Here is a 23,814-nt window from a genome sequence, read left to right as displayed (position 1 = left end):
CTGGCGGACCTGCCCGGCGTCGGTCAGGCGGTCGTGGCCGTCCGTGAGGACCGGCCCGGCGAGAAGCGCCTGATCGGGTACGTCGTCCCGGACGGAACCGGCCCGGACGGCGAGGCGCTGCGCGCGCGGCTGGCCGAACGGCTCCCGGACTACATGGTCCCGGCCGCCGTCGTCGTCCTCGACGCGCTCCCGCTCACCGTCAACGGCAAGGTCGACCACAGGGCCCTGCCCGCCCCCGAGTTCACGGCCGCCACGAACCGGGAGCCGCGCACCGCCGCCGAGAAGCTGGTCTGCGAACTGTTCGCCGACGTGCTCGGGCTGGAACAGGTCGGCGTCGAGGACAGCTTCTTCGAGCTGGGCGGCGACTCGATCATGTCGATGCAGCTCGCGGCGCGCGGCAACCGCAAGGGGATCGTCTTCAGCGCGCAGGACGTCTTCGAGCACGAGACCCCGGCCGCCATCGCCGCCGTCGCCCGCCTCGCGGACGACACCGCCACCTCGGGGGCGCCGGAGGCCGACACCGGGGGCGAGGTGCCGTGGACGCCGGTGATGCGAGCCCTGCGCGAGCGGGCCCCGAGGGCGGTGGAGACCGGGGGGCTCGCCCAGTGGGCGGTCGTCGCGGTCCCGGCCGGGCTCGGCGAGGACACCCTGACCGGTGCCCTGCGCGCCGTACTCGACACCCACGACATGCTCCGGTCCCGCGTCGAACCGGGTCGGGAGCCGAGGCTGTTCGTGGCGGGCCGGGGGAGCGGGGACGCGGCGCAGCTGGTGCGGCGGGTCGCGGTGGGCGGGGAGCGGGGGCCCGGCGCCGAGACACCTGAGCAGGGCGACACGCCCGAGGCCCTCGCCGCCCCCACCGACCTGGACGCCCGAGCCACCCGCGTCGCCCGCGACGCCGTGTCCAGGCTCGACCCCGCCTCCGGTGTCGTCGTGCAGGCCGTCTGGCTCGACGCGGGGCAGGCGGACGGGCGGCTGGTGCTGGCGGTGCATCATCTCGCCGTCGACGCCGTGTCCTGGCCGGTGCTGCTGGGCGATCTGCGCGCCGCCTGCGAGGCCGTGGCCGCCGGGCGGGAGCCCGCGCTCACGCCCCCGGCGATCACCTTCCGGAACTGGGCCGGCAAGCTCGCCGCCGAGGCGCGCGCCGAGACCCGTACCGCCGAACTGCCCGCCTGGACCGCGCTGCTCGGCGGCGACGGCGGCGGCGACGGCGGTGGCGGTGGCGGTGGCGGTGGCGAAGAGCGGATCGGGTCCCGGGCGCTGGACCCTGCCCGGGACACCGCCGGGACGGTCCGGCGGGCGACCTGGACCCTGCCGCCCGCGCAGGCCCGGGACCTGGTCAACCGCGCCCCGAGCGCCTTCCACTGCGGCGTTCACGAGGTGCTGCTCGCCACCCTCGCCGGGGGCGTCGCCCACTGGCGGGACGGCCGGGGCACGGCCGTGCTGCTCGACATCGAGGGACATGGCCGTGAGGCCCTGGACGGGGTGGACCTCTCCCGTACGGTCGGCTGGTTCACCGGCGTCAAGCCCGTCCGCCTCGACCCGGCGGGCGTCGACCTCACCGAGGCCCTGGCCGGCGGCCCGGCCGCCGGTGAACTGCTCAAGGCAGTGAAGGAACAGGCCCGTTCCCTGCCCGGCGACGGCCTCGGCTTCGAACTGCTGCGGTATCTCAACCCGGACACCGCGCCCGAACTGGCCCGGCTCCCCGTCCCGCAGATCGGGTTCAACTACCTCGGCCGGTCCGCCGCGCCCGGCACGTCCGGCGCCGGACCCTGGCAGCCCACGACCGGCATCGGCGGCTCAGTCGACCCCGCCACGCCCGTGAAGCATGTCGTCGAGGCGGGCGCGACCGTCCGGGACACCCCCGACGGGCCCGAGCTGACGCTGACCCTGAGCTGGGCCGGTGAGGTGCTCGACGGCGACCGCGCCGAGGCCCTGGGGCGGGCCTGGCTCGCGATGCTGCACGGCCTCGCCGCCCACGCCGCCCAGCCCACGGCGGGCGGTCACACGCCCTCCGACTTCACCCTCCTCGACCTCACCCGCGCCGAGGTCGCCGAGATCGAGACGGCCGTCCCCGCGCTGGCCGACGTATGGCCGCTGTCCCCGCTCCAGGAAGGGCTGCTCTTCCACGCCGCCTACGACGAGCAGGGGCCCGATGTCTACGAGGGGCAGCGCTGGCTGGAGCTGACCGGGCCGCTGGACGTGGCGCGGCTGCGGGCCGCCTGGCAGGCGGTCGTGACCCGGCACGCCACCCTGCGGGCCGGGTTCCGGGAGCTGGAGTCGGGGCGGTTCGTGCAGACCGTCGCCCGCGAGGTGACGATCCCGTGGCGCTCCGACGACGTGTCGCACCTGCCCGAGGCCGACGCGCTCGCCGCGTTCGGGCGGCTGGCCGCCGAGGACCAGGAACACCGCTTCGACATCACCGCCGCCCCGCTGCTGCGGGTGCTGCTGGTCAAGATCGCCGAGCGGCGCCACCGGCTGGCCTTCACCAGCCACCACATCGCCTCCGACGGCTGGTCGCTGCCGGTCCTGGTCAGCGAGGTCGCCCGGCTGTACGAGGCGGGCGGCAACCCCCGTGCCCTGCCGCCCGCCACCTCCTACCGCGCCTACCTGGAGTGGCTGGCCCGGCAGGACAAGGAGGCCGCGCGCGCCGCCTGGCGGGCCGAACTGGCCCCCGTGGACGAGCCGACGCTGGTGGTCCCCGCCGACCGGGTCACCGACCCCGCCGAACCGCAGCGGATCACCTACGAACTGGACGCGGAACTGGGCCGCCGACTGGTCGCCCTCGGGCGCGGCCGGAGCCTGACCCTCAACACCCTCCTCCAGGGCGTATGGGCGGTGCTGCTGGCCCGGCTGACCGGCCGCACCGACGTCGTGTTCGGCACGACCGTCGCCGGGCGGCCCACCGAGCTGCCCGGCGTCGAGTCGATGATCGGGCTGTTCATCAACACCCTGCCCGTGCGGGTCGGCCTGGACGGCGCCCGGCCGATGCTGGAGCTGCTCACCGACCTCCAGGAACGGCAGGTCGCCCTGATGTCCCACCAGCACCTGGGACTCACCGAGATCCAGCGCCTCGCCGGTCCGGCCGCCACCTTCGACACCCTCGTGGTCTACGAGAACTATCCGCGCCCCCCGCTGGGCGCCACCGACGACCCCGACACGCTGTCCATCCGGCCCGCCGGGACACCCGAGGACGCGGGCCACTACCCGCTGACCCTGGTCGCCGTCCTGGAGGACGAGCGGATCCGCGGGGACCTCGTCTACCGGCCCGACGCGTTCACCCGCGCCGAGGCCGATGAACTCCTCGCCTCCCTCGTCCGGGTCCTGGAACAGCTGGTCGCCGACCCGTCGGTCCCGGCCGGCCGCCTGGAGGTGACCGGCGCCGCGGACCGGACGCTGGTGCTGGACACGTGGAACGACACAGGCACGGACATAGGCACAGGCAGCGATAGCGGCACCTCGGACCGCGACCGGCCCGCGCTGCCCGAGCTGTTCGCCGCCCAGGCGGCCCGCACGCCCACTGACACCGCGCTGGTCGGCGCCGACCGGGAGGTGAGCTACGCCGAGCTGGAGCGGGAGTCCGGGCGGCTGGCCCGGTATCTGCGCGACCTCGGGGTGGCCGCCGAAACCCGGGTCGCCCTGCTGGTGCCGCGCTCCGTCGAACTGGTCGTCGCGCTGCTCGCCGTCACGAAGGCGGGCGGCACCTTCGTACCCGTCGACCCCGCGTACCCCGCCGAGCGGATCGCGTATCTGACCGGCGACGCGCGGCCCGCCGTACTCCTGTGCACCACACAGACCCGGGCCGCCGTGCCCGAAGACTTCCCGGGCCGGATCGTCGTCCTGGACGACGAACTGAACGAAGCGACCCTTCCCGCGCAGCCGCTGGAGCCGCCCACCGTCCCGGCCGCGCAGGCCGCCTACGTCATCTACACCTCCGGCTCCACCGGCACCCCCAAGGGCGTCGTCGTCCCGCACGCCGGGCTCGGCAATCTGGCCGCCGCGCAGATCGAGCGGTTCGCCGTCGGACCGGACGCGCGCGTCCTGCAACTGGCCTCGCTCGGCTTCGACGCGGCCGTGTCCGAGCTGCTGATGGCGCTGCTGTCCGGGGCCGCCGCGATCCTCGCGCCCGCCGAGACCCTGCCCCCGCAGGTGTCGCTGGACGAGGCGCTGCGCCACTGGGACATCACCCATGTCACCGTCCCACCGAGCGCGCTGGCCACCGCCGACGAACTCCCCGACCGGCTGCGCACCCTGGTCGTCGCCGGTGAGGCGTGCCCGCCCGCGCTGGCCGACCGCTGGTCCGGCACCCGCCGGATGATCAACGCGTACGGCCCGACCGAGACCACCGTCTGCGCCTCCATGAGCCCGCCGCTGGCCCCCGGCGCGGACATCGTCCCGATCGGCCGGCCCATCGCCAACGGCCGCACCTACGTCCTGGACGCCTTCCTGCGGCCCGTCCCGCCCGGCATCACCGGGGAGCTGTATGTCGCGGGCGCCGGACTCGCGCGCGGCTACCTCGGACGTACGGCGCTGACCGCCACCCGGTTCGTGCCCGACCCGTTCGCCACGGGCGAGCGGATGTACCGCACGGGCGACCTCGCCCACTGGACGGCGGACGGGCTGCTGGTGTTCGACGGACGCGCCGACGCCCAGGTCAAGGTGCGCGGCCACCGTATCGAGCCCGGCGAGATCGAGGCCCTGCTCGCCGCCCACCCGGGCGTCGCCCAGGCGGCGGTCGTCGCCCGCGAGGACACCCCCGGCGAGCGCCGGCTGATCGGCTACGTCGTGCCCGACGCCACCGACCGGGGCCGGGACGAGCGGATCGCCCGCGACCAGGTCGGCGAGTGGCAGGTGCTCTACGACACCGTGCACGCCGAGCCCACCGACGCCGCGTTCGGCGAGAACTTCGCCGGCTGGAACAGCAGCTACGACGGCGAACCCATCCCGCTCACCGAGATGCGCGAGTGGCGGGAGCGGACCGTCGCCCGCATCCAGGAACTGCGCCCCCGCCGCATCCTGGAGATCGGCGTCGGCACCGGACTCCTGCTGTCCCGACTGGCCCCCGACTGCGACGCATACTGGGGTACGGACTTCTCCGCGCCCGTCGTGGCGGAACTGCGCCGCCAGCTCGAAGGCCATCCTGAGCTGGCCGCCAAGGTCCAGCTGCGCGTGCAGGCCGCCGACGAGACCGACGGGCTGCCCGAGGGCCACTTCGACACCGTCGTCCTCAACTCCGTGGCCCAGTACTTCCCCGACGCCGACTACTTGCGCGGCGTGCTCGACTGGGCCCTGCGCCTGGTGGTGCCCGGCGGCGCGGTGTTCGTCGGCGATGTCCGCAACCACCGGCTGCTACGGCCCTTCGCCACCGCCGTGGAGAGCACCCGCGCCCCCGACCAGGACATCCCCGCCCTGCGCCGGGCCGTCGAACAGAACCTCACCATCGAGAAGGAACTCCTGGTCGACCCCGAGTTCTTCGCCGCCCTGCCCGGCACGGCGGGCACCGACATCCGCGTCAAACGCGCCCGCCACCACAACGAACTCAGCCGCCACCGCTACGACGTCGTCCTGCGCGCCCCCGGCGGCCCCACCCTCTCCGTCGCCGACGCGCCCCGCCTGCCCTGGGCCGAGACCGACGGCGATCTGCCCTGGCTCGCCCGCCACCTGGAGTCCGTACGCCCCGACCGGCTCCGGCTGACCGGCGTGCCCAACTCCCGCGTGGCCCACGAGGTCGCCCTCGCCCGCGCCCTGGACGAGGGCCGGCGCCCCGCCGGGCCCCCGGAGGCCGCCTGGGACATCGAGGAGCTGTACGCCCTCGGCGACCGGCTCGGCTACTGGGTGGGCGTCACCTGGTCCACCAGTGAACCCGACGCCGTGGACGCCGTCCTCGTCCGGGCGGAACTCGCCGCGAGCGCCGCCGTGGTGGACCTCTACACGCCCGCCGCCCTGCCCCCCGCGGCCTGGACCAACGACCCCGCCGCCGGGCGCGGCACCGGTGTCCTGCTGGCCGACCTCCGCGCCTACGTCGAACAGCGGCTGCCCGCCCACATGGTCCCGACCGCCTTCGTCCCCATGGACCGGCTGCCGCTCACCCCCAACGGCAAACTCGACCGGCGCGCCCTGCCCGCACCCGACTTCGCGGGCCGCGCGGGCGGACGCGACCCCCGTACCCCCGCCGAGGAACTGCTGTGCCGGCTCTTCGCGGAGGTGCTCGGCCTGGAGCGGGTCGGCGCCGACGACAGCTTCTTCGCGCTCGGCGGCGACTCCATCACCTCCATGCAGCTCGCCTCCCGCGCCCGCCGCGAGGGCGTCGTCCTCACCCCCCGCCAGGTCTTCGTGGAGAAGACCCCCGAACGGCTCGCCCTCCTCGCCGAAGCGGCGGCGGCCGAGGAAGCGGCGACGGGAGACATCCCGTGGACCGCGCCCATGCGGGCGGTACGGGCCGACGGTGCCGTACCCGCCCAGTGGGTGGCGCTCGCCGCACCCGCCGACCTCGACCCCGACGCCCTCACCCGGGCGCTGCGGGCCGTGCTCGACACGCACGCGATGCTGCGCTGCCGGATCGGGGAGGACCTGGTCGTCGGCGAGGCGGGGACGCCGGACGCGGCGACCCTGATCGAGTGGATCGCGCCCGATGCGCTGCCCGGCGAGATCTCCGACCAGACCCTCGCCCAGGAGGCCGCCGACCGGCTCGACGCCGCCGCCGGTGAACTCCTCCGGCTGGTCCGGGTGGACGCGGGCGCCGACAGCCGGCTCCTCCTGGTCGTCCATGAACTGGTGGTGGACGCCGAGTCGTGGCGGATCCTCGCCGCCGACCTGCGGGCGGCGTACGAGGCCGTGACCGCCGGGGAGGATCCGGCGCCGGAGCGGCCGGGGACGTCGTACCGGCACTGGGCCCGGCGGTCCGTCCAGGAGACGTCGGGCGGGGAGCCCTCCGGGGGGACGTCCGCCCAGGAGACGGCCCCGGTCCATGCGCCCGCGCCCCCCGCGCCCGTCGACGGACCCCGCACGCACCGCTCCTGGACCCTCCCGCCCCAGGTCACCGCCGTACTCACCGACCGCACCCCGGCCACCTTCCACTGCGAGCCCGCCGAAGTGGTGCTGGCCGCGCTGGTGGGCGCGCTGGCCGACACCGGTACCGGCGCGGGGGTGCCGCTGGATCTGGCGGTCGCCGGGCGGGAGGCGTCCGACGGGATCGATCCGTCCCGTACCGTCGGCCGCTTCGCCCACCACCTCCCCGTACGGGTCGACCTGCCGGATCTCGATCTCGCCGCCGCGCGGGCCGGTGGCGCGGACGCCGGGGAACTGCTGAAGGCGGTCAAGGAGCAGGCCCGGGAGGGGGCAGGGGAGAGCGGATCCCGGCTCGCCTTCGCCTACCACGGGCAGGTCACCGCCGACCGCGCCCCCTGGCGGCCCCTCGCCCGCCCCGCCGCCACCCGGCCCCCGGCGCACGCCCTCACCGCGGACGCCGCACTGCGCGACACCCCGCACGGACCGGAACTGGTCCTCGAACTGCGCGGCACGGACGCCGCGTTCGCCCCCGCCGGGCTCGAACGGCTCGGCCGGGTCTGGCACGAACTGCTCGGCGGCCTCGCCGCCCACACGGACGACCCCGCCGCCGGCGGCCACACCCCCTCCGACTTCTCCCTCCTGGATCTCGCCCAGAGCCAGATCGAGGAGTTGGAGGCAGGACTCGCCGACGACCAGTGACCACACCCGACCGCAAGCCGCTGTGAGGAGTCACCCGATGCCCCGATCCCTTGTCGAAGACGTGTGGCCGCTGTCCCCGCTCCAGGAAGGGCTGCTCTTCCACGCCGCCCTGGACGACAGCGGCGGCCCCGACGTCTACACCGTCCAGGCCGTCCTCGCGCTCGACGGGCCGGTGGACGGCGACCGGCTGCGCGCCGCCTGGGAGGCGCTGGTGGCCCGGCACGCGGCCCTGCGCGCCTGCTTCCGGCATGTCAGCGGCGCCCAGATGGTCCAGGTCATCGCCCGTGAAGTGACCCTGCCGTGGCGGGCGGAGGACGTCAGCGCGCTGCCGGCGGAGGGGGCGAGGGCCGCCGCCGACCGGGTGGCCGCCGAGGAACTGGCCCGGCGCTTCGGCCTCGCGGCGGCCCCGCTGCTGCGGATCGCCCTGGTGAAACTGGCCGAGGACCGGCACTGGATGGTCGTCACCAGCCATCACGTGCTGATGGACGGCTGGTCGATGCCGGTCGTGATGAGCGAGCTGTCCGCCCTGTACGCGTCCGGCGGCGACACCTCCGGGCTGCCCGCCACCGCCTCCTACCGCGACTATCTGGCCTGGCTGAACCGGCAGGACAAACAGCGGGCCCGGGACGTGTGGCGGGCCGAACTGGCCGGGCTCGACGAGCCGACGCTGGTCGCGCCCGCCGACCTCACCCGGCTGCCCGACTCCGGGTTCGTCCTCACCGATCTCTCCGCGGAGCTGACGGCGGGCCTCGTCTCCCTCGCCCGTGGACACGGGCTCACCCTCAACACCGTGGTCCAGGGCGCCTGGGCGGTGGTCCTGGGGCAGCTCGCCGGCCGTACCGACGTGGTGTTCGGCGCCACCGTCTCCGGGCGCCCCGCCGAACTGCCCGGCGTCGAGTCGATGGTGGGCCTGCTCATCAACACCCTGCCGGTACGGGTGCCGCTGGACGGCGCCCGGCCCGCCGTCGAACTCCTCACCGACCTCCAGGAACGCCAGGCCGGGCTGATGGCCCACCAGCACCTGGGCCTGCCCGAGGTACAGCGCCTCGGCGGACCCGGCGCCGCCTTCGACACCCTCGTCGTCTACGAGAACTTCCCCCACGCGCCCGGCGAACCCGGCTCCCGGGGCCTGTCCATGCGCCCGGCCAAGCTCTCCCGCGACACCGCCCACTACCCGTTCACCCTGGTCGTCGCCCCCGGCGACGACCGGCTCCACGTCAAACTGGACCACCAGCTGGAACTCTTCGACCGCGCCACCGCCGAGGCCGTCCTGGACCGGCTGATCGGGGTACTGGAACAGCTCGTCGCCGACCCGGCCGTACCCATCGGGCGGCTCGCCGCCGTCGGCGGGCCCGAGCGGGAGCGGGTGCTCAGGGAGTGGAGCATCGGGGGCAAGGCGGCCGTGGGCACCTCGGTGCCCGAGCTGTTCGCCGCGCAGGCGGCCCGTACGCCCGAGGCGGTCGCCGTCGTCGACGGCAAGCGGAGCCTGACGTACGCCGAACTGGACGCGCGCGCCGATGAACTGGCGGCCCACCTGGTGCGGCGGGGCGTGCGGCGCGGTGACCGGGTCGCCGTGCTCATGGACCGCTCCGCCGACCTGCTGACCGCGCTGCTCGGCAGCTGGCGGGCGGGCGCCGCGTACGTACCGGTGGACGTGGGCTATCCGGCCGAGCGGATCACGTTCCTGCTCAAGGACAGCGCGCCCGCCGCCGTGCTGTGCACCGGCTCGACGCGCGGGGCCGTGCCCGAGGACACGCCGGTCGCGCCGCTCGTGCTGGAGGAGCTGGCCGGGGACGCGGGTGAGCTGCCGCCACTTTCGCTGTCCGGCGACGACCTCGCCTACGTCATGTACACCTCCGGCTCCACCGGCACCCCCAAGGGCGTGGCCGTGCCGCACCGGGCGGTCGCGGCCCTCGCCGGGGACCCGGGCTGGGCCCTGCGCGCCGATGACGCGGTGCTGCTGCACGCCCCGCACGCCTTCGACGCCTCCCTGTTCGAGATCTGGGTGCCGCTGGTGTCCGGGGCCCGCGTGGTGGTCGCCGAGCCGGGCGTGGTGGACGCGCTGCGGATCCGCGACGAGGTGGCCGCCGGGGTGACCGTGCTGCACCTGACCGCCGGTACCTTCCGGGTGCTCGCCGAGGAGGCACCGGAGTGCTTCGCCGGGCTGCGCGAGGTGCTGACCGGCGGCGACGTCGTACCCCCGCAGGCCGTACGGCGGGTGCGCGACGCCCACCCCCGGCTACGGGTCCGGCATCTGTACGGGCCCACCGAGACGACCCTGTGCGGCACCTGGCACCTGGCAGGCCCGGACACCGAGGTGCTGCCCATCGGACGGCCGCTCGCCGGACGCCGGGCCTACGTCCTGGACGCCTTCCTCCAGCCGGTACCGGCCGGCGTGCCCGGCGAGCTGTACCTGGCCGGCGAGGGCGTCGCCCACGGGTACGCCGGGCGGGCCGCCCTCACCGCCGAACGGTTCGTCGCCGACCCCCACACGGCCGGGCGGCGCATGTACCGCACCGGGGACCTGGTGCGCTGGAACGACGCCGGTCAACTGCTCTTCGTCGGGCGCGCCGACGCCCAGGTCAAGATCCGGGGCTTCCGCGTCGAACTGGGCGAGGTGGAGGCGGCGCTGGCCGCCCGGCCCGGCGTACGGCAGGCCGTGGTCGCCGCCCGCGACGACGGGCCCGGCGAGAAGCGGCTGATCGGCTATGTCGTCGCCGAGGGACCCGACGTCGACCCCGAGCAACTGCGCGAGCAGCTCGCCCGGGTGCTGCCGGAGTACCTGGTCCCGGCGATGGTGATGGCGATGGTGTCGCTGCCCGTCACCGCCAACGGCAAGGTCGACCGCAAGGCGCTGCCCGCCCCCGACTTCGACTCCCGGGTCACCGGCCGCGCCCCGCAGAGCGAGACCGAACAGCAGATGTGCGCCCTGTTCGCCGAGGTGCTCGCGCTGGACGAGGTCGGCGCCGAGGACAACTTCTTCGAACTCGGCGGCGACTCCGGCCTCGGCATGCGGCTCGCCCGCCGGATCAAGGAGGATCTCGGCGTCGATCTGCCCATCCGGCGGCTGTTCTCCGCGCCCACCCCGGCCGGCGTGGCCCGCGCCCTGGCCGCGAAGGTCCGGCCCGTGCTGCGCCGGATCGAGGACGCTCCGGAGGCGCTGCCCGTCACCGCCGGGCAACTGCGCACCTGGCTCCTGGACCGGCTCACCGACGGCGAGGAGGCGGCGCCCGCGCACCACGCCGCCGCCCTGCGGATACGTGGCGCCCTGGACCGGGACGCGCTGGCGGCGGCCCTCGGTGATCTCGCCGCCCGCCACGAGATCCTGCGCACCACGTTCCCCGGCACCGGCCGCTCGGTGCGTCAGCACGTCCGCGCCCCCGAGGACGCCCGGCCCGACCTGCGGCTCACCGGGGCCCGCGAGGACGACCTCCCCGCGCTGCTGGCCGAGGCGGGCGCCCACACCTTCGACCTCACCCGCGAAGTGCCCTGGACCCACACCCTGTTCGCCCTCTCGGACACCGACCATGTGCTGCATCTGCTGGTGCACCACATCGCGGCCGACGGACAGTCCACGGGCGTCCTGATGCGCGACCTCGCCGCCGCGTACGGCGCCCGGCGCCGGGGCCGCGCCCCCGAACGGGCCCCGCTGCCGCTCCAGTTCGCCGACTACGCCCGGTGGGAGCGCGAGCTGCTGGCCGGGGAGCAGGACCGGGAGACCCTCGCCTGGGACGAGATCCAGTTCTGGCGCGGCGCCCTGGAAGGCGCCCCGGACACCCTCGACCTGCCCACCGACCGGGCCCGCCCCGCGCTGCCCACCCGACGGGCCGCGTCCGTGCCCGTACGGCTCGGCGCCGAGGCCCATGCCCGGCTCAGGGCGGCGGCCGAACCGTCCGGCGCCGGTACCTTCACCGTCGTCCAGGCCGCCCTCGCCCTGCTGCTCGGCAGGCTCGGCGCCGCCGATGACGTCACCGTCGGGACGGTGCTGCCGCGCAGCGACGACGAGGTGGAGCTGGAGGGTCTGATCGGCGCCTTCGACCGCCCCCTCGCCCTGCGCACCGACCTCTCCGGCGACCCCGCCTTCAGCGAACTGCTGGCCCGCACGCACGAGGCGGGCCGTGAGGCGCGCCGCCACCAGGACGTGCCCTTCGCCCGGCTCCTGGAGGCCCTGGAACTGCCGCCCACCCCCGACCGCCACCCCGTCTTCCAGGTCGCCCTGGACGTCCGAGACGAGGGCGAGGACCCGTGGGACGCCTGGCAGTTGCCCGGCCTGAACTCCAGCCCCGTCGACCTGGGCACCGACGCGACGGAGTTCGACCTGTCCCTCCACCTGGACGAGACGGAGGACTTCGAGGGTGCCCCAGGCGGTCTGACCGGCGCCCTGCGCTACGCCACCGACCTCTTCGACCAGGCCACGGCCACCACCCTCGCGGCTCGGCTGGTCCGGGTCCTGGAGCAGGTCGCCGCCGACCCCGCGCTGCGGGTCACGGAGGTCGACATCCTGCTCGACGACACCGAACGCCGCCCGGTGCCGGAGTCGGCCGCCGACGCCGCCGGGCCCGCCGCGACCGTGGTCGAGACCCTGGCCGCCCGCGCGGCCACCGCGCCGGACGCGCTCGCGGTGACGGACGACGACGCGTCCCTGACGTACGCCGAACTGGACGCGGAGGCGTCGGCGCTGGCCCGCCGCCTCGCCGCACGGGGCATCGGCCCCGAGGACGCGGTCGCCGTCGACCTGCCCACGGGCACCGCCCTGACCCGCGCGGTGCTGGCGGTACTGAAGGCGGGGGCCGCCTGGCTGACGGGCCCGGCGGGGGAGACCACCCCGGCCGCCGTAGTCACCGCGGGGGGCCCCTCGTCGACCTGGCCCGAGATTCCGTCGGTACCGCTCAGCGGCACGGGTACCGAGACCAGTACGGGCACGGGTACCGGCGCTGGCACCGGCACCAGCACTGGCGTGGACGTTGGCACAGGCACAGGCACAGGCACAGGCACTGGCACTGGCACAGACGCTGGCACCGGCACTGACAACCCCACGAACGGCGACCCGCGCCCCCCGCTCCCCGCCCACCCCGCCCTGCTCCTCCCCGCCCGCGACGGCGCCTACGCGGTGATCGAGCACCGCACCCTCGCCGCCCGGGTCGTCCACCGCGCGGACACCTCGCCCGTCTCCGGGCAGATCCTGCTGGACCCGCGCGTCCCGGCCGAGTCCCTCGTCGTCCCGCTGCTCGCGGCCCTGAGCGTCGGAGGCACGGTGCGCTTCGGTGTCTTTGGGCCGGGCGCCTCTACGCCGGGCGTCTCCGGGGCGGCTGTCTCCGCGTCCGGTGTTTCCGCGCCGGGAGTCTCCCCGTCCGGTGTCTCCGGGCCGGGCGCCCCCGGGCCGGATGTCTCCCCGTCCGGCACCCCCGCCCCCGGCGGCACCGCCCCCCACACCCCCCTCCCCGGAGGCCCCGCCCTCCTCGTCACCACCGGTGCCCTGCTCGCCGAACAGGGCGCGCGGGCGGCGTCGTACGAGGAGATCCTGGTCGTCGACGAGCAGCCGCACCGGATTCCCGCCGGGACCACCCGGGTGACCGGGCACTCGCTCGCGGAGACCGGCGGTGGCTGGCTGGAGGCGCGGCTGGCGCCCGGCACGCACCCGCCCGCCAGCGGGCTCCCGGCCGGGCACCCGCTCCCGCACACCCTCGCCTACGTTCTGGACGAGCGGCTGCGGCCGGTCCCCGCAGGGACCGAGGGCGATCTGTACGTGGCGGGCGGCGCCCTCGCCCGCGGCTACGCGCAGCGCCCCGCGCTGACCGCCGAACGGTTCGTCGCCGACCCGTACCGGCCCGGCGGCCGGATGCTGCGGACCGGCCGCCGCGCCCGCCGGGACCGGGACGGCGTGCTGGCCCTGCGCGAAGGACGGGTGACCCGGGGCTCCCGCCCGGCGGCCCGCGCCGGCAGCGAGCTGGGCGTACTGCTGCCCCTGCGACCCGAGGGCGACCGCCCGCCGCTGTTCTGCCTGCACCCGAGCATGGGCCTGAGCTGGTCCTACGCGGCCCTGGTGCCGTATCTGCCCGCCGACCTCCCGGTGTACGGCGTGCAGGCGCGCGGTCTCGCCGGGCCCGAGGAACTGCCGCACAGCATCGAGGAGATGGCGGCCGACTACGCCGACGAGATCCGTGCCGTGCAGCCCACCGGCCCCTACCACCTGCTCGGCTGGTCCTTCGGCGGGATGATCGCGCAGGCCATCGCCTGCCGGCTGGAGGAACTGGGCGAGGAGGTCGCGCTCCTGGCCCTGCTCGACGCCTACCCCAGCGGCGCCGGGAAGTCGGTCTCCCGCGACGGCGGGCTCTCCCGCGAGCAGCAGGCGTCGACGCTGATGGAGCAGGAGATCGAGGTCTCCGCGGGCGTCGACGCGCGCGGCAACCTCGGCGACCGGGTGCTGTCGCGGATGCAGGAGGTCCTGGGCAACATGGCCCAGTTCGCGCCCGGCCACAACCCGCGCCGCTTCAGCGGGGACGTCCTGCTGTTCATCGCCGCGCACGACCGCCCGGCCGAACTCCCCGCCCCCCAGGCGCGGGCCAGCTGGGAGCCGTACACCGGCGGCGCCATCGAGGCCCATGAAGTGCCGGTCGACCACTACAAGATGCTGCACCCCGGAAATCTCCCGCCGGTCGGCCGCATTCTCACCGAGAAACTCACCGCGGCACCCCGGAACCCCTGAACACGGCGTCCGTGCACCCCTTTGGAAAAGAAAGCGAGTAACACCATGACGAACCCCTTCGACAACGAGAACGGCACTTTCCTGGTGCTCGTCAACGACGAGGGACAGCACTCGCTCTGGCCGGTCTTCGCGGAGATCCCGCAGGGCTGGACCACGGCCTTCGGGGAGGCGAGCCGCGCCGAATGCCTGGAGTACGTCGAGCGGCACTGGACCGACCTGCGGCCCAAGAGCCTCATCGCGCGCACCGAGGGCGCCGCCACGGTCTGAGGGCCGCCACCACCCGGACGCACATGAGGGAAAGAGAGGTGTGGACAGCGTGGACACCGAACAGGTGACCGCCCTGGTGATCGCGGACGTCGGGCTGATCGTCGTCGCCTCCTGGCTGATGGGCGCACTGGCCCGGCGGCTGGGCCAGCCCACCGTGATCGGGCAGATCGTGGCCGGGATCGCGCTCGGCCCCACCCTGCTCGGCCGGCTGCCCGGCGATCCGACGAAGGACCTGTTCCCGGCGGAGGTGCTGCCGTTCCTGACGGTGCTCTCCCAGGTCGCCGTCGTGATCTTCATGTTCCTCGCCGGATACGAGATCAACTACCGGCAGCTGCGCGGCGGCGGCCGGTCGGTGCTCGCGGTGGCGGCGCTGGCGCTGCTGGTCCCGGCCGGGCTCAGCTCGGGCGCGGTGACCCTGTTCGACGGGCTGTTCGCGGCCGTCGAACCGGACGCGGGCGGGCGGACGTTCGTGCTGTTCATGGCGGTGGCCTGCTCGGTGACCGCGCTGCCGGTGCTGGTGGCGATCGTGCGCGAACGGGGCCTGGCGGGTACCCCGACCGGCACGGTCGCCACCACCGCGGCCGGGGTGATGGACGTGGTGGCCTGGCTGGTGCTGGCCGCCGCGTTCGCCGGCACCGCACACGGGGACGGGCCGTCGTGGCTGGCCTCGCTCGTGCTGATCGTGCTGTTCAGCGCGGTGATGTTCCTGCTGGTCCGCCCCGCCCTCGACCGGCTGCTGCGGCGCTCGGAGTCCCGGCTCCTCGGCCAGGTGCCGCTGGCGTTCGGGCTGGCGATGGGCAGCGCCTGGGTGACCTCCGAACTGGGGCTGCACCCGGTGTTCGGCGGGTTCCTCGCCGGTCTCGTCATGCCGCGCCGCAACGAGGTCCCGGACGCCGAGGTGCTCCAGCCGATGGAGCACACCGCGGCGCTGCTGCTCCCGTTGTTCTTCGTCACCACCGGGCTGAAGTTCGACATCGGCACCCTCGACGGCGACGGCCTGGTGCTGCTCGCGCTGATCCTGTTCATCGCCGTCGTCGGCAAGCTCGGCCCGGCGTACGCGGCCTGCCGGTTCACCGGCCTCGGCACCCAGCAGTCGGCGCGGGTCGCGGCGCTGGTGAACACCCGGGGGCTCACCGAACTGATCGTGCTCAATGTGGCGCTGGAAGCCGGGGTGATCGGCCCCGGGCTCTTCACGGTGCTGGTCCTCATGGCCCTGATCACCACCTTCATGACCGGGCCCCTGCTCACCCTGATCGCGCGAAGGGACCGTCCAGAAAAGGAAATTGGACGACTTGACCAGCCCGCCGGAAAAATCCAGGCTCAATAAGAACGCAGCGAACAAAGTGAACACCGAAATTTCAGATGGCGCATAAACGGACAGGGAGTTGGCTGTGGCAGCACTGACCGAAGAATTCGACGTGGCCGTCGTCGGCGGCGGACCCGCCGGTTCCACCCTCGCCGCACTCGTCGCCAAACAAGGACACCGGGTCGTCGTCCTCGAAAAGGAGAACTTCCCGCGCTATCAGATCGGCGAATCGCTGCTGCCGTCCACCATCCACGGCGTCTGCCGGCTCTCCGGCGCCTCGGAGGACCTCGCCAAGGCGGGCTTCCCGCTCAAGCGCGGCGGCACCTTCCGCTGGGGCGCCCGGCCCGAGCCCTGGACGTTCGCGTTCGCCGTCTCGCCCCGGATGGCGGGCCCGACCTCGGTGGCGTACCAGGTCGAGCGGTCCAAGTTCGACGACATCCTGCTGAAGAACGCCCGTAAGCAGGGCGCCGATGTCCGCGAGGGCTGCTCGGTGCGCGGGATCGTCGAGGACGACGAGCGGGTGCGCGGGATCGCCTACACCGACCCCGACGGTGTCGAGCGTGAGATCCGCGCCCGGTACGTGGTGGACGCCTCCGGCAACAAGAGCCGCCTCTACAACAAGGTCGGCGGCACCCGTGAGTACTCCGACTTCTTCCGCAGCCTCGCCCTCTTCGGCTACTTCGAGAACGGCAAGCGGATGCCGGAGCCCAGCCGCTTCAACATCCTGTGCGTCGCCTTCGAGAGCGGCTGGTTCTGGTACATCCCGCTCAGCGACACCCTCACCAGCGTCGGCGCCGTCGTCCGTCACGATCTCGCCGAGAAGATCCAGGGCGACCCCGAGAAGGCGCTGAAGGCACTGATCGCCGAGTGCCCGATGATCGCCGACTTCCTCTCCGACGCCACCCGGGTCACCGAGGGCCAGTACGGCGAGATCCGGGTCCGCAAGGACTACTCGTACCACCAGACCACCTTCACCAAGCCCGGCATGATGCTGATCGGCGACGCCGCCTGCTTCGTCGACCCGGTCTTCTCCTCCGGCGTCCACCTGGCCACCTACAGCTCGCTGCTCGCCGCCCGCTCCCTCAACAGCGTCCTGGAGGGCAAGGTCGAGGAGGACGCGGCGATGCACGAGTTCGAGGCCCGCTACCGGCGCGAGTACGGCGTCTTCTACGAGTTCCTCGTCTCCTTCTACGAGATGCACCGCGACGAGAACTCCTACTTCTGGCAGGCCAAGAAGGTCACCTCCAACACCGAGCCGGAGCTCCAGGCGTTCGTGGAGCTGATCGGCGGTGTCTCCTCCGGCGAGCAGGGCCTGATGAACCCGGAGGCGCTCAGTGAGCGGCTCGCGGAGAACTCCGAGGAATTCGCCACCGCCGTGGAGAAGTTCGCCGCCAACGACGACGGCAGCTCGGTGCCGCTGTTCAGCTCCTCCGTCGTCCGCAACGCCATGCACGAGGCCGGCCAGGTGCAGATGCGGGCGCTGCTCGGCGAGGACGCCGAACCCGAGGCGCCGCTGTTCCCCGGCGGGCTCGTCTCCTCCGCCGACGGTATGTACTGGCTGCCCGCCAAGACCGGCTGAGGGGACCTGAGCGGCATCCGAAGGACCTGAGAGGGACCTGAGAGGGACCTGAAGGGGAGGAGAGAGAAGGCGATGGCGTTGCCGAAGGACGTCCCCGTGTACAACCGCCGGGACCGGTTCGACCCGGTCCCGGAGCTGGCCGAGCTGCGCGCCCGGTGCCCGGTGCTCCGTACCGAACTGCACGCCGGGCCCTCCAGCCAGGTCGTCGGCTGGCTGGTCACCGGCATCGAGGAGTCGCGGGAGGTGCTCAGCGACATGGAGCGGTTCACCACGCTGCCGCCCGCCGACACCGAGGCCCAGTCCCGCAGGCTCCAGAACATCGGCAACCTGCTGCACTACGACCCGCCGGACCACACCCGGCTGCGCAAGATGCTCAACCCCGAGTTCACCATGCGGCGGCTGCGCCGGCTCCAGCCACGGATCGACGCCGTGGTGGAGGAGTGCCTGGACACCATGGAGGAGACGGGGTCACCCGCCGATCTGATGCAGCACTTCGCCTGGCAGATCCCGGGCCAGACCGCCTGCGACCTGCTGGGCGTGCCCCAGGACGACCGGGCGGAGCTGTCCCGTCAGCTCGACATCACCCGCGACGACGGCCGGGGCCGGGCCCGCCAGATGGCGGCGGGCCGGGCCTTCCGCGCCTACTTCCAGCAGCTCAGCGTCCGGGAGCGGCGCGACCCCGGCGACGATCTGCTGGGCATGCTGGTGCGGGAGTTCGGCGACGACATCACCGACGAGGAACTGGAGGGCCTCGCCGCGTCGCTGACCTCCGCCGGCATCGAGAACGTCGCGGCCATGCTGGGGCTCGGCATCCTGGTCCTCCTCGAACACCCCGACCAGCTCGCCCTGCTGCTCGACCGTCCCGAGCTGATCGACCGCGCGGTGGAGGAACTGCTCCGCTACGTCTCGGTCATCCCGACCCTCTCGCCGCGCACGGCGCTCACGGACGTGCCGCTCGGCGGGCAGGTGGTGCCGAAGGGGGAGCGGGTCGTGTGTTCCGCCTTCGCGGCGAACCGGACCGCCGCGCCGGGCGGCCCGTCGAAGGACGGCTTCGACATCACCCGCGAACCCGCCCCGCACATGGCGTTCGGGCACGGCGTGCACTACTGCATCGGCGCCCCGCTGGCCCGGATGCAACTGCGCTCCGCCTACCTGGCGTTGTGGCGGCGCTTCCCGAAGCTGCGGCTCGCCGTGCCGCACGAGGAGATCCGCTTCCGGATGCCGTCCTCTCGCAACTACTCCGTGGACACATTGCCCGTGGCCTGGTAGGAGGAACCGCCCCATGTCGCAGCAGACCCCGACCGCACAGGAAGCCCCGCGCTCCCAGGCGTACCCCGAGCTGCTCTACACCCGCCGCACCCGCTACGACCCCGCCGCCGATCTGCGGGCCGCGCCTGCCCTCGGCAAATACACGATCGGCCCCAACGAGTCCGACGAATGGGTCTGGCTCGCCACCGGCTACGACGAGGTGCGCCGCATCCTCGGCGACCACACCAACTTCTCCACCCGCCGCCGCTGGGGCGCCGAGGGCCCGACCTGGCGCCCGCCGGAGCTGGTCGGCCACCTCATGGACTACGACCCGCCCGAGCACACCAGGCTGCGCTCCATGCTGACCCCCGAGTTCACCGTCCGGCGGCTGCGCCGGCTGGAGCCGGACATCGAGGCGATCATCGAGGAGCACCTGGACACCGTCGAGGCCGCCGGGCCCGGCGCCGACCTGATGCGGCTCTACGCGCAGCCCGTGCCCGGCGAGGTGCTGTGCGAGCTGATCGGTGTGCCGCGCGACGACCGGCCCGAGTTCCTCCGCCACTGCCACCGGCACCTGGACTTCTCCCGCAGCCGCAAGGTGCGGGCGGCCGACGGCGCCGCGTTCTCCCGCTACCTGGTCTCCATGGTGGCCCGGCAGCGCAAGGACCCCGACGACGGGTTCATCGGCGCCCTGATCCGCGAGCACGGCGACGACTTCACCGACGACGAGATGCGCGGCGTGTGCGTGCTGCTGATCCTGGCCGGCATCGACAACATCGAGGGCATGATCGGCCTCGGCGTCCTGGCGATGCTGGAGCACCCGGACCAGCTGCCGCAACTCCTCGGCGCGAACGACACACAGGCCGCGCCGGGTACGCCGGGCAAGGGCCGCGGCGACGGCGGGCGCCTCGCCTCCGACCGCGCCCTGGACGAGCTGATCCGCTACATGTCGGTGGCCAACGCGCCCACCCCGCGCACCGCCGTCCACGACGTGCGCGTCGGCGACCAGCTGATCAAGGCGGGCGAGACGGTGATCTGCTCCCTGACGATGGCCAACCGCGACCCGTCCCTCACCGACGGGGCGGACCGCCTGGACCTGGCCCGCGAACCGGTCGCCCACGTCGCCTTCGGCCACGGCGTCCACCACTGCCTGGGCGCCGCGCTGGCCCGCACCGAACTGCGCATCGCCTACAAGGCGCTGTGGCGGCGCTTCCCGGACCTGCGGCTGGCCGTGCCCCTGGACGAGGTGCGCTTCTACAACCGTGCCCTCGCCCACGGGGTGCACCGCCTGCCGGTCTCCTGGTGAGGCAAGCCATGGAGATCCGGATCGACCGCGACAAGTGCGTGAGCGGCGGCGTCTGCGCCATGTTCGCCCCCCAGGTCTTCGACCAGGACGACGACGGCGTGGGCGTGGTGAACACCACCGCCCCACCCGAGGCCCAGGCCGCAGCCATCCGCTCGGTGATCTGGCGCTGCCCCGGCCACGCCATCTCGACCCAAGAGAAAAGCCCCTTGGACCAGCCACCCCAGGGGACTCGTCAACAGGCACTGAACCGACCGACGTAAGGGGCGCGGGGAACTGCGCGAGCAACCCCCCACCACCCGCACCCGAACAACCACCCCACCCGAAACACCACAACGTGCCCGGCAGAATCCACCTGCCGGGCACTCCCACGTACACGGTCAGCCGCCCGCAGGGAACACCGTCACCAACCGCCCGGCGTCCGCGACCCCGACACACCCGGCCAACCCCAACGCATCCGTCAACTCCGCCGCGAGCAGCGACAGCACCTGCCGCACCCCGTCCTCCCCACCCCCCGCCAGCCCCCACATCGCCGCCCGCCCCACGAGCACACCGGACGCCCCGAGCGCCAGCGCCTTGAGCACATCGGTGCCCCCGCGCACACCCCCGTCGACCAGTACCTCGCAGGCGCCGCCCACGGCCTCCCGTACGGCGGGCAGCGCGGCGACGCCGGTCAGCGCCCCGTCGAGCTGACGCCCCCCATGGTTGGAGACCACCAGCGCGTCGACGCCGTACGCCACCGCCCGTCGCGCGTCCTCGGGATCGAGCACCCCCTTGAGGACCACCGGCAGCCGTGTGTGCGCCCGCAGCCGCTCCACGTCCGCCCAGCTCAACGACCGGGAGAACAGCTCCGCGGTGTGCGCGGCGACCGCCGACGCCCCCGCCCCGCCCCGGTGGGCCGCCGAGGGCCCGTCCCCCAGATGCACGGCGAACACGTCCGGCGGCAGCGCGAACCCGTTGCGGACATCCCGCAACCGCCGCCCCATCCACGGCACATCGACCGTCAGCACGATCGCCTCGCAGCCGGCGTCCTCCGCCCGCCGCACCAGCTCCAGCGTCCGCCCGGTGTCGCGCAGCCAGTACAGCTGGAACCACACCGCGCCGCCGACCGCCGTGACCTCCTCCACCGGCACACTGCTCAGCGTCGCCACGGTGAACGGCACCCCGGCCGCCTTCGCCGCCCGCGCGGTCGCCAGCTCCCCGTCGGGATGCACCAGCCGGTGGTACGCGACCGGCCCGACCGCCACCGGCATCCGCACCGCCCGCCCCAGCAGCGTCGCGTCCGGCGCGCACCCGGAGACATCGGTCAGCACCCGGGGCCGCACGAACACCTGGTCGAACGCGGCCCGGTTGGCGGCCAGCGACCGTTCCCGCCCGCTGCCCCCGGCGAGAAAGTCCCACACCTCGCGCGGCAGCACCGCGGCGGCGATCCGCTCGACGTCATCCATGTCGACCGGGCCCGTCACGGAGCTGGACGTGGCGCCGGACGCAGAGCCGGACACAGAGCCGGACAGGGGCGCCGCCGCACCCCGCCCGGAGTCACCGAAGCCCATGCTGCCCGGACTTCTCCAGCTCCACCGCCTCGTACAGCGCCTTGATGTTGGCGCTGCCGAACGTGCCCGCGCCCTGCCGCTCGATGACCTCGAAGAACAGGGTGCGCTTGGGGTGCGTGGAGGCGGTGAAGATCTGGAACAGCTGCCCGCCGTGGTCCTCGTCCGCGAGCAACTGCGTCTCGCGCAGCGTGCCGATGGAGTGCGTCGCCAGTTCGATCCGCCCGTCGAGCAGGTCGTAGTAGGCGTCCGGGGTCTTCAGGAACCGCACCCCGCGCTCGCCCAGCGCGCGGACCGTGCGCGGCGCGTCGTCGCTGGAGTAGGCGATGTGCTGGATGCCGGCCCCGTCGTGGTTCTTCAGGAAGTCGTCGATCTGCCCCGGCTCGGCCTTGGTGTCCGGCTCGATCAGGGTGAAGGTCACCGCCCCGTTCGGGCTCTGCACCACCTTCGACTCCATCGCCTGCGTGCCCACCACGATCCGCTCCTCGAAGATCTCGCTGAACCCGAGGGCGTTGCGGTAGAACCGCACGGTCGGACCGAGGTCGCCCGCGGGCAGGCACACCGCGAAGTGGTCGATCTCCCGCAGCCCCACCTCCCCGGCCCAGGACGGCGGTTCACCCGCGACCGGCGTGAACCCGGCCGGCAGCCCGTCCGCGTCGTCCGGCCCCCGCTCCACCAGCGTGTGCACGAGGTCCCCGAACCCGCCGATGAGCGCGCTCGCCCGCGGCCCGGCCCCGTCGTCGTGCCGCCGCGGCTCGCGCAGCGCCCGCGCCCCGCCCGACACCGCCGCCGCGAACGCCGCCGCCGCGTCCTTGGTGCCCAGCGCGATGTCCGCGACCCCGTCGCCGTGGGCCGGCAGATACGCCGACGCCGGATGCCGGTCGCTCAGCGGGGTGGTCAGGACCAGGGTGATCCCGCCGTGCCGCAGCGCGAGCCCCCGGTGGTCGGCGGACAGGCTCTCGCCGACCACCGAGAAACCGTACGCGCCCTGCCAGACCCGGGCCGCCGCCGCAAGGTCCTCCACATACATCTCAACGTAGTCGATCGTGTAGTGACTGATGGGCGGATTACCGCTCGCTCGATCATTCATGACGGTCCCTGGGTCGTAGAAGGATCGGGATTTGCGGCACCACCGTACAACTCGATTAAAAAATTCCGAACTGTCAAAGTACGGGGCCGAAAAGCACTGGTCAGGCGCTCTGTCCAAGTGTCAAAGAAGAGGCATTGTCGCAGCTTGCGCCGTGCGTGATACTGGCCCCCATGCCGATCCGGGAAAATCTTGCGGAATTGAGTTCGGAGCCGCTGCACGCCTCGCTCACCGCTGCGTCCATGGAGTCGATGAACCTGCTGAACAATATTGCCGGAGCCTATCCGGAAGCAATATCGTTCGCGGCCGGCCGGCCCTACGAGGGATTCTTCGACACCGATCAGCTCACCGAATACCTCGCGGTGTTCACGGGCTATCTGCGCGACGTACGGGGAATGACCCGCCAGCAGGTCTCCCGCACCCTCCTCCAGTACGGCGACACCAAGGGCGTCATCGCCGAGCTGATCGCCCGCAACCTCGCCGTCGACGAGGGCATCGAGGCCGACCCGCGCGCGATCGTGGTCACCGTCGGCTTCCAGGAGGCGCTCTTCCTGGTGCTGCGCGCCCTGCGCGCCGACGGCAGCGACACCCTGCTCGCCCCGTCCCCCACCTACGTCGGGCTCACCGGCGCCGCCCTGCTCACCGATCTGCCGGTGCTGCCGGTGCCCTCCGGCGACGCGGGGCTCGACCTGGACGAGCTGGTGCGCCTGCTGCACGCCGCGCGGGCCGCCGGGCGCCGGGTGCGCGCCTGCTATGTCACCCCGGACTTCGCCAACCCGGTCGGCGTCAGCATGACCGTCCCCGACCGGCACCGGCTGCTGGAGATCGCCGGGGCCGAGGGCCTGCTGCTCCTGGAGGACAACCCGTACGGGATCTTCCACCGCACCCCGGAGCGGCGCCCGCCCACCCTGAAGTCCCTGGACCGCGAGGGCCGGGTCGTCTACCTCGGCTCCTTCGCCAAGAGCGGGGTGGGGGGGGGGCGCGGGGGGGGCGCCGGCGGCGACGAGCCGCGGGCGGGGGGGGCGCGGCGCGCCGCCGGACACTGGGCGTTCAAAAACAAAATG

General features: G+C 73.8%; 11 protein-coding genes. 9 read left to right on the top strand and 2 right to left on the bottom strand.

The window, feature by feature from the left end; all coding sequences use genetic code 11:
* The 8 genes from ACFXAZ_RS15410 (at position 1) to ACFXAZ_RS15375 (ending at position 20,376) form a co-directional block, all read left to right on the top strand.
* Positions 1-7,704, top strand: coding sequence for an amino acid adenylation domain-containing protein (locus ACFXAZ_RS15410; RefSeq protein WP_384590112.1), 7,704 nt, complete (start codon positions 1-3; stop codon positions 7,702-7,704).
* Positions 7,705-7,741: 37 nt separating this feature from the next.
* Entirely contained in the window at positions 7,742-14,410 is a 6,669-nt protein-coding gene (locus ACFXAZ_RS15405) for an amino acid adenylation domain-containing protein (protein WP_384590109.1), read from the top strand.
* 45 nt (positions 14,411-14,455) lie between these two features.
* The gene (locus tag ACFXAZ_RS15400) at positions 14,456-14,677 is read left to right on the top strand and encodes an MbtH family protein (RefSeq protein ID WP_384590106.1); all 222 of its coding nucleotides are present in this window, start codon (positions 14,456-14,458) and stop codon (positions 14,675-14,677) included.
* A gap of 49 nt (positions 14,678-14,726) precedes the next feature.
* Positions 14,727-16,004: a cation:proton antiporter gene (locus ACFXAZ_RS15395; RefSeq protein WP_384590103.1), complete on the top strand. Its 1,278-nt coding sequence runs from the start codon at positions 14,727-14,729 to the stop codon at positions 16,002-16,004.
* Between the two features lie 64 nt (positions 16,005-16,068).
* Positions 16,069-17,562, top strand: coding sequence for a tryptophan 7-halogenase (locus tag ACFXAZ_RS15390; protein WP_384590100.1), 1,494 nt, complete (start codon positions 16,069-16,071; stop codon positions 17,560-17,562).
* Between the two features lie 72 nt (positions 17,563-17,634).
* Complete coding sequence (locus ACFXAZ_RS15385) at positions 17,635-18,831, top strand: cytochrome P450 (protein ID WP_384590097.1); 1,197 nt, start codon at positions 17,635-17,637, stop codon at positions 18,829-18,831.
* Positions 18,832-18,844: 13 nt separating this feature from the next.
* A complete protein-coding gene (locus tag ACFXAZ_RS15380) occupies positions 18,845-20,116 on the top strand; it encodes a cytochrome P450 (protein ID WP_384590094.1) in 1,272 nt (423 codons plus the stop codon).
* A gap of 8 nt (positions 20,117-20,124) precedes the next feature.
* Positions 20,125-20,376, top strand: coding sequence for a ferredoxin (locus ACFXAZ_RS15375; RefSeq protein ID WP_384590091.1), 252 nt, complete (start codon positions 20,125-20,127; stop codon positions 20,374-20,376).
* A 117-nt stretch (positions 20,377-20,493) separates the two neighbouring features.
* On the opposite strand, the gene ACFXAZ_RS15370 is transcribed toward ACFXAZ_RS15375, so the two are convergent.
* Both ACFXAZ_RS15370 and hppD read right to left on the bottom strand, forming a co-directional pair.
* Entirely contained in the window at positions 20,494-21,561 is a 1,068-nt protein-coding gene (locus tag ACFXAZ_RS15370; protein ID WP_384590118.1) for an alpha-hydroxy acid oxidase, read from the bottom strand.
* Positions 21,562-21,652: 91 nt separating this feature from the next.
* Positions 21,653-22,753 (bottom strand): 4-hydroxyphenylpyruvate dioxygenase, encoded by a 1,101-nt coding sequence (gene hppD, locus ACFXAZ_RS15365; protein WP_384590089.1) that lies wholly within the window; start codon positions 22,751-22,753, stop codon positions 21,653-21,655.
* A gap of 170 nt (positions 22,754-22,923) precedes the next feature.
* Here hppD and ACFXAZ_RS15360 point away from each other — a divergent pair.
* A partial coding sequence (locus ACFXAZ_RS15360) for an aminotransferase class I/II-fold pyridoxal phosphate-dependent enzyme (protein ID WP_384590086.1) occupies positions 22,924-23,814 on the top strand: 891 nt, incomplete at its 3' end.

Source organism: Streptomyces sp. NPDC059477, assembly GCF_042749375.1.
Lineage (GTDB): Bacteria > Actinomycetota > Actinomycetes > Streptomycetales > Streptomycetaceae > Streptomyces.
This window is presented reverse-complemented; position numbering and strand designations above follow the sequence as displayed.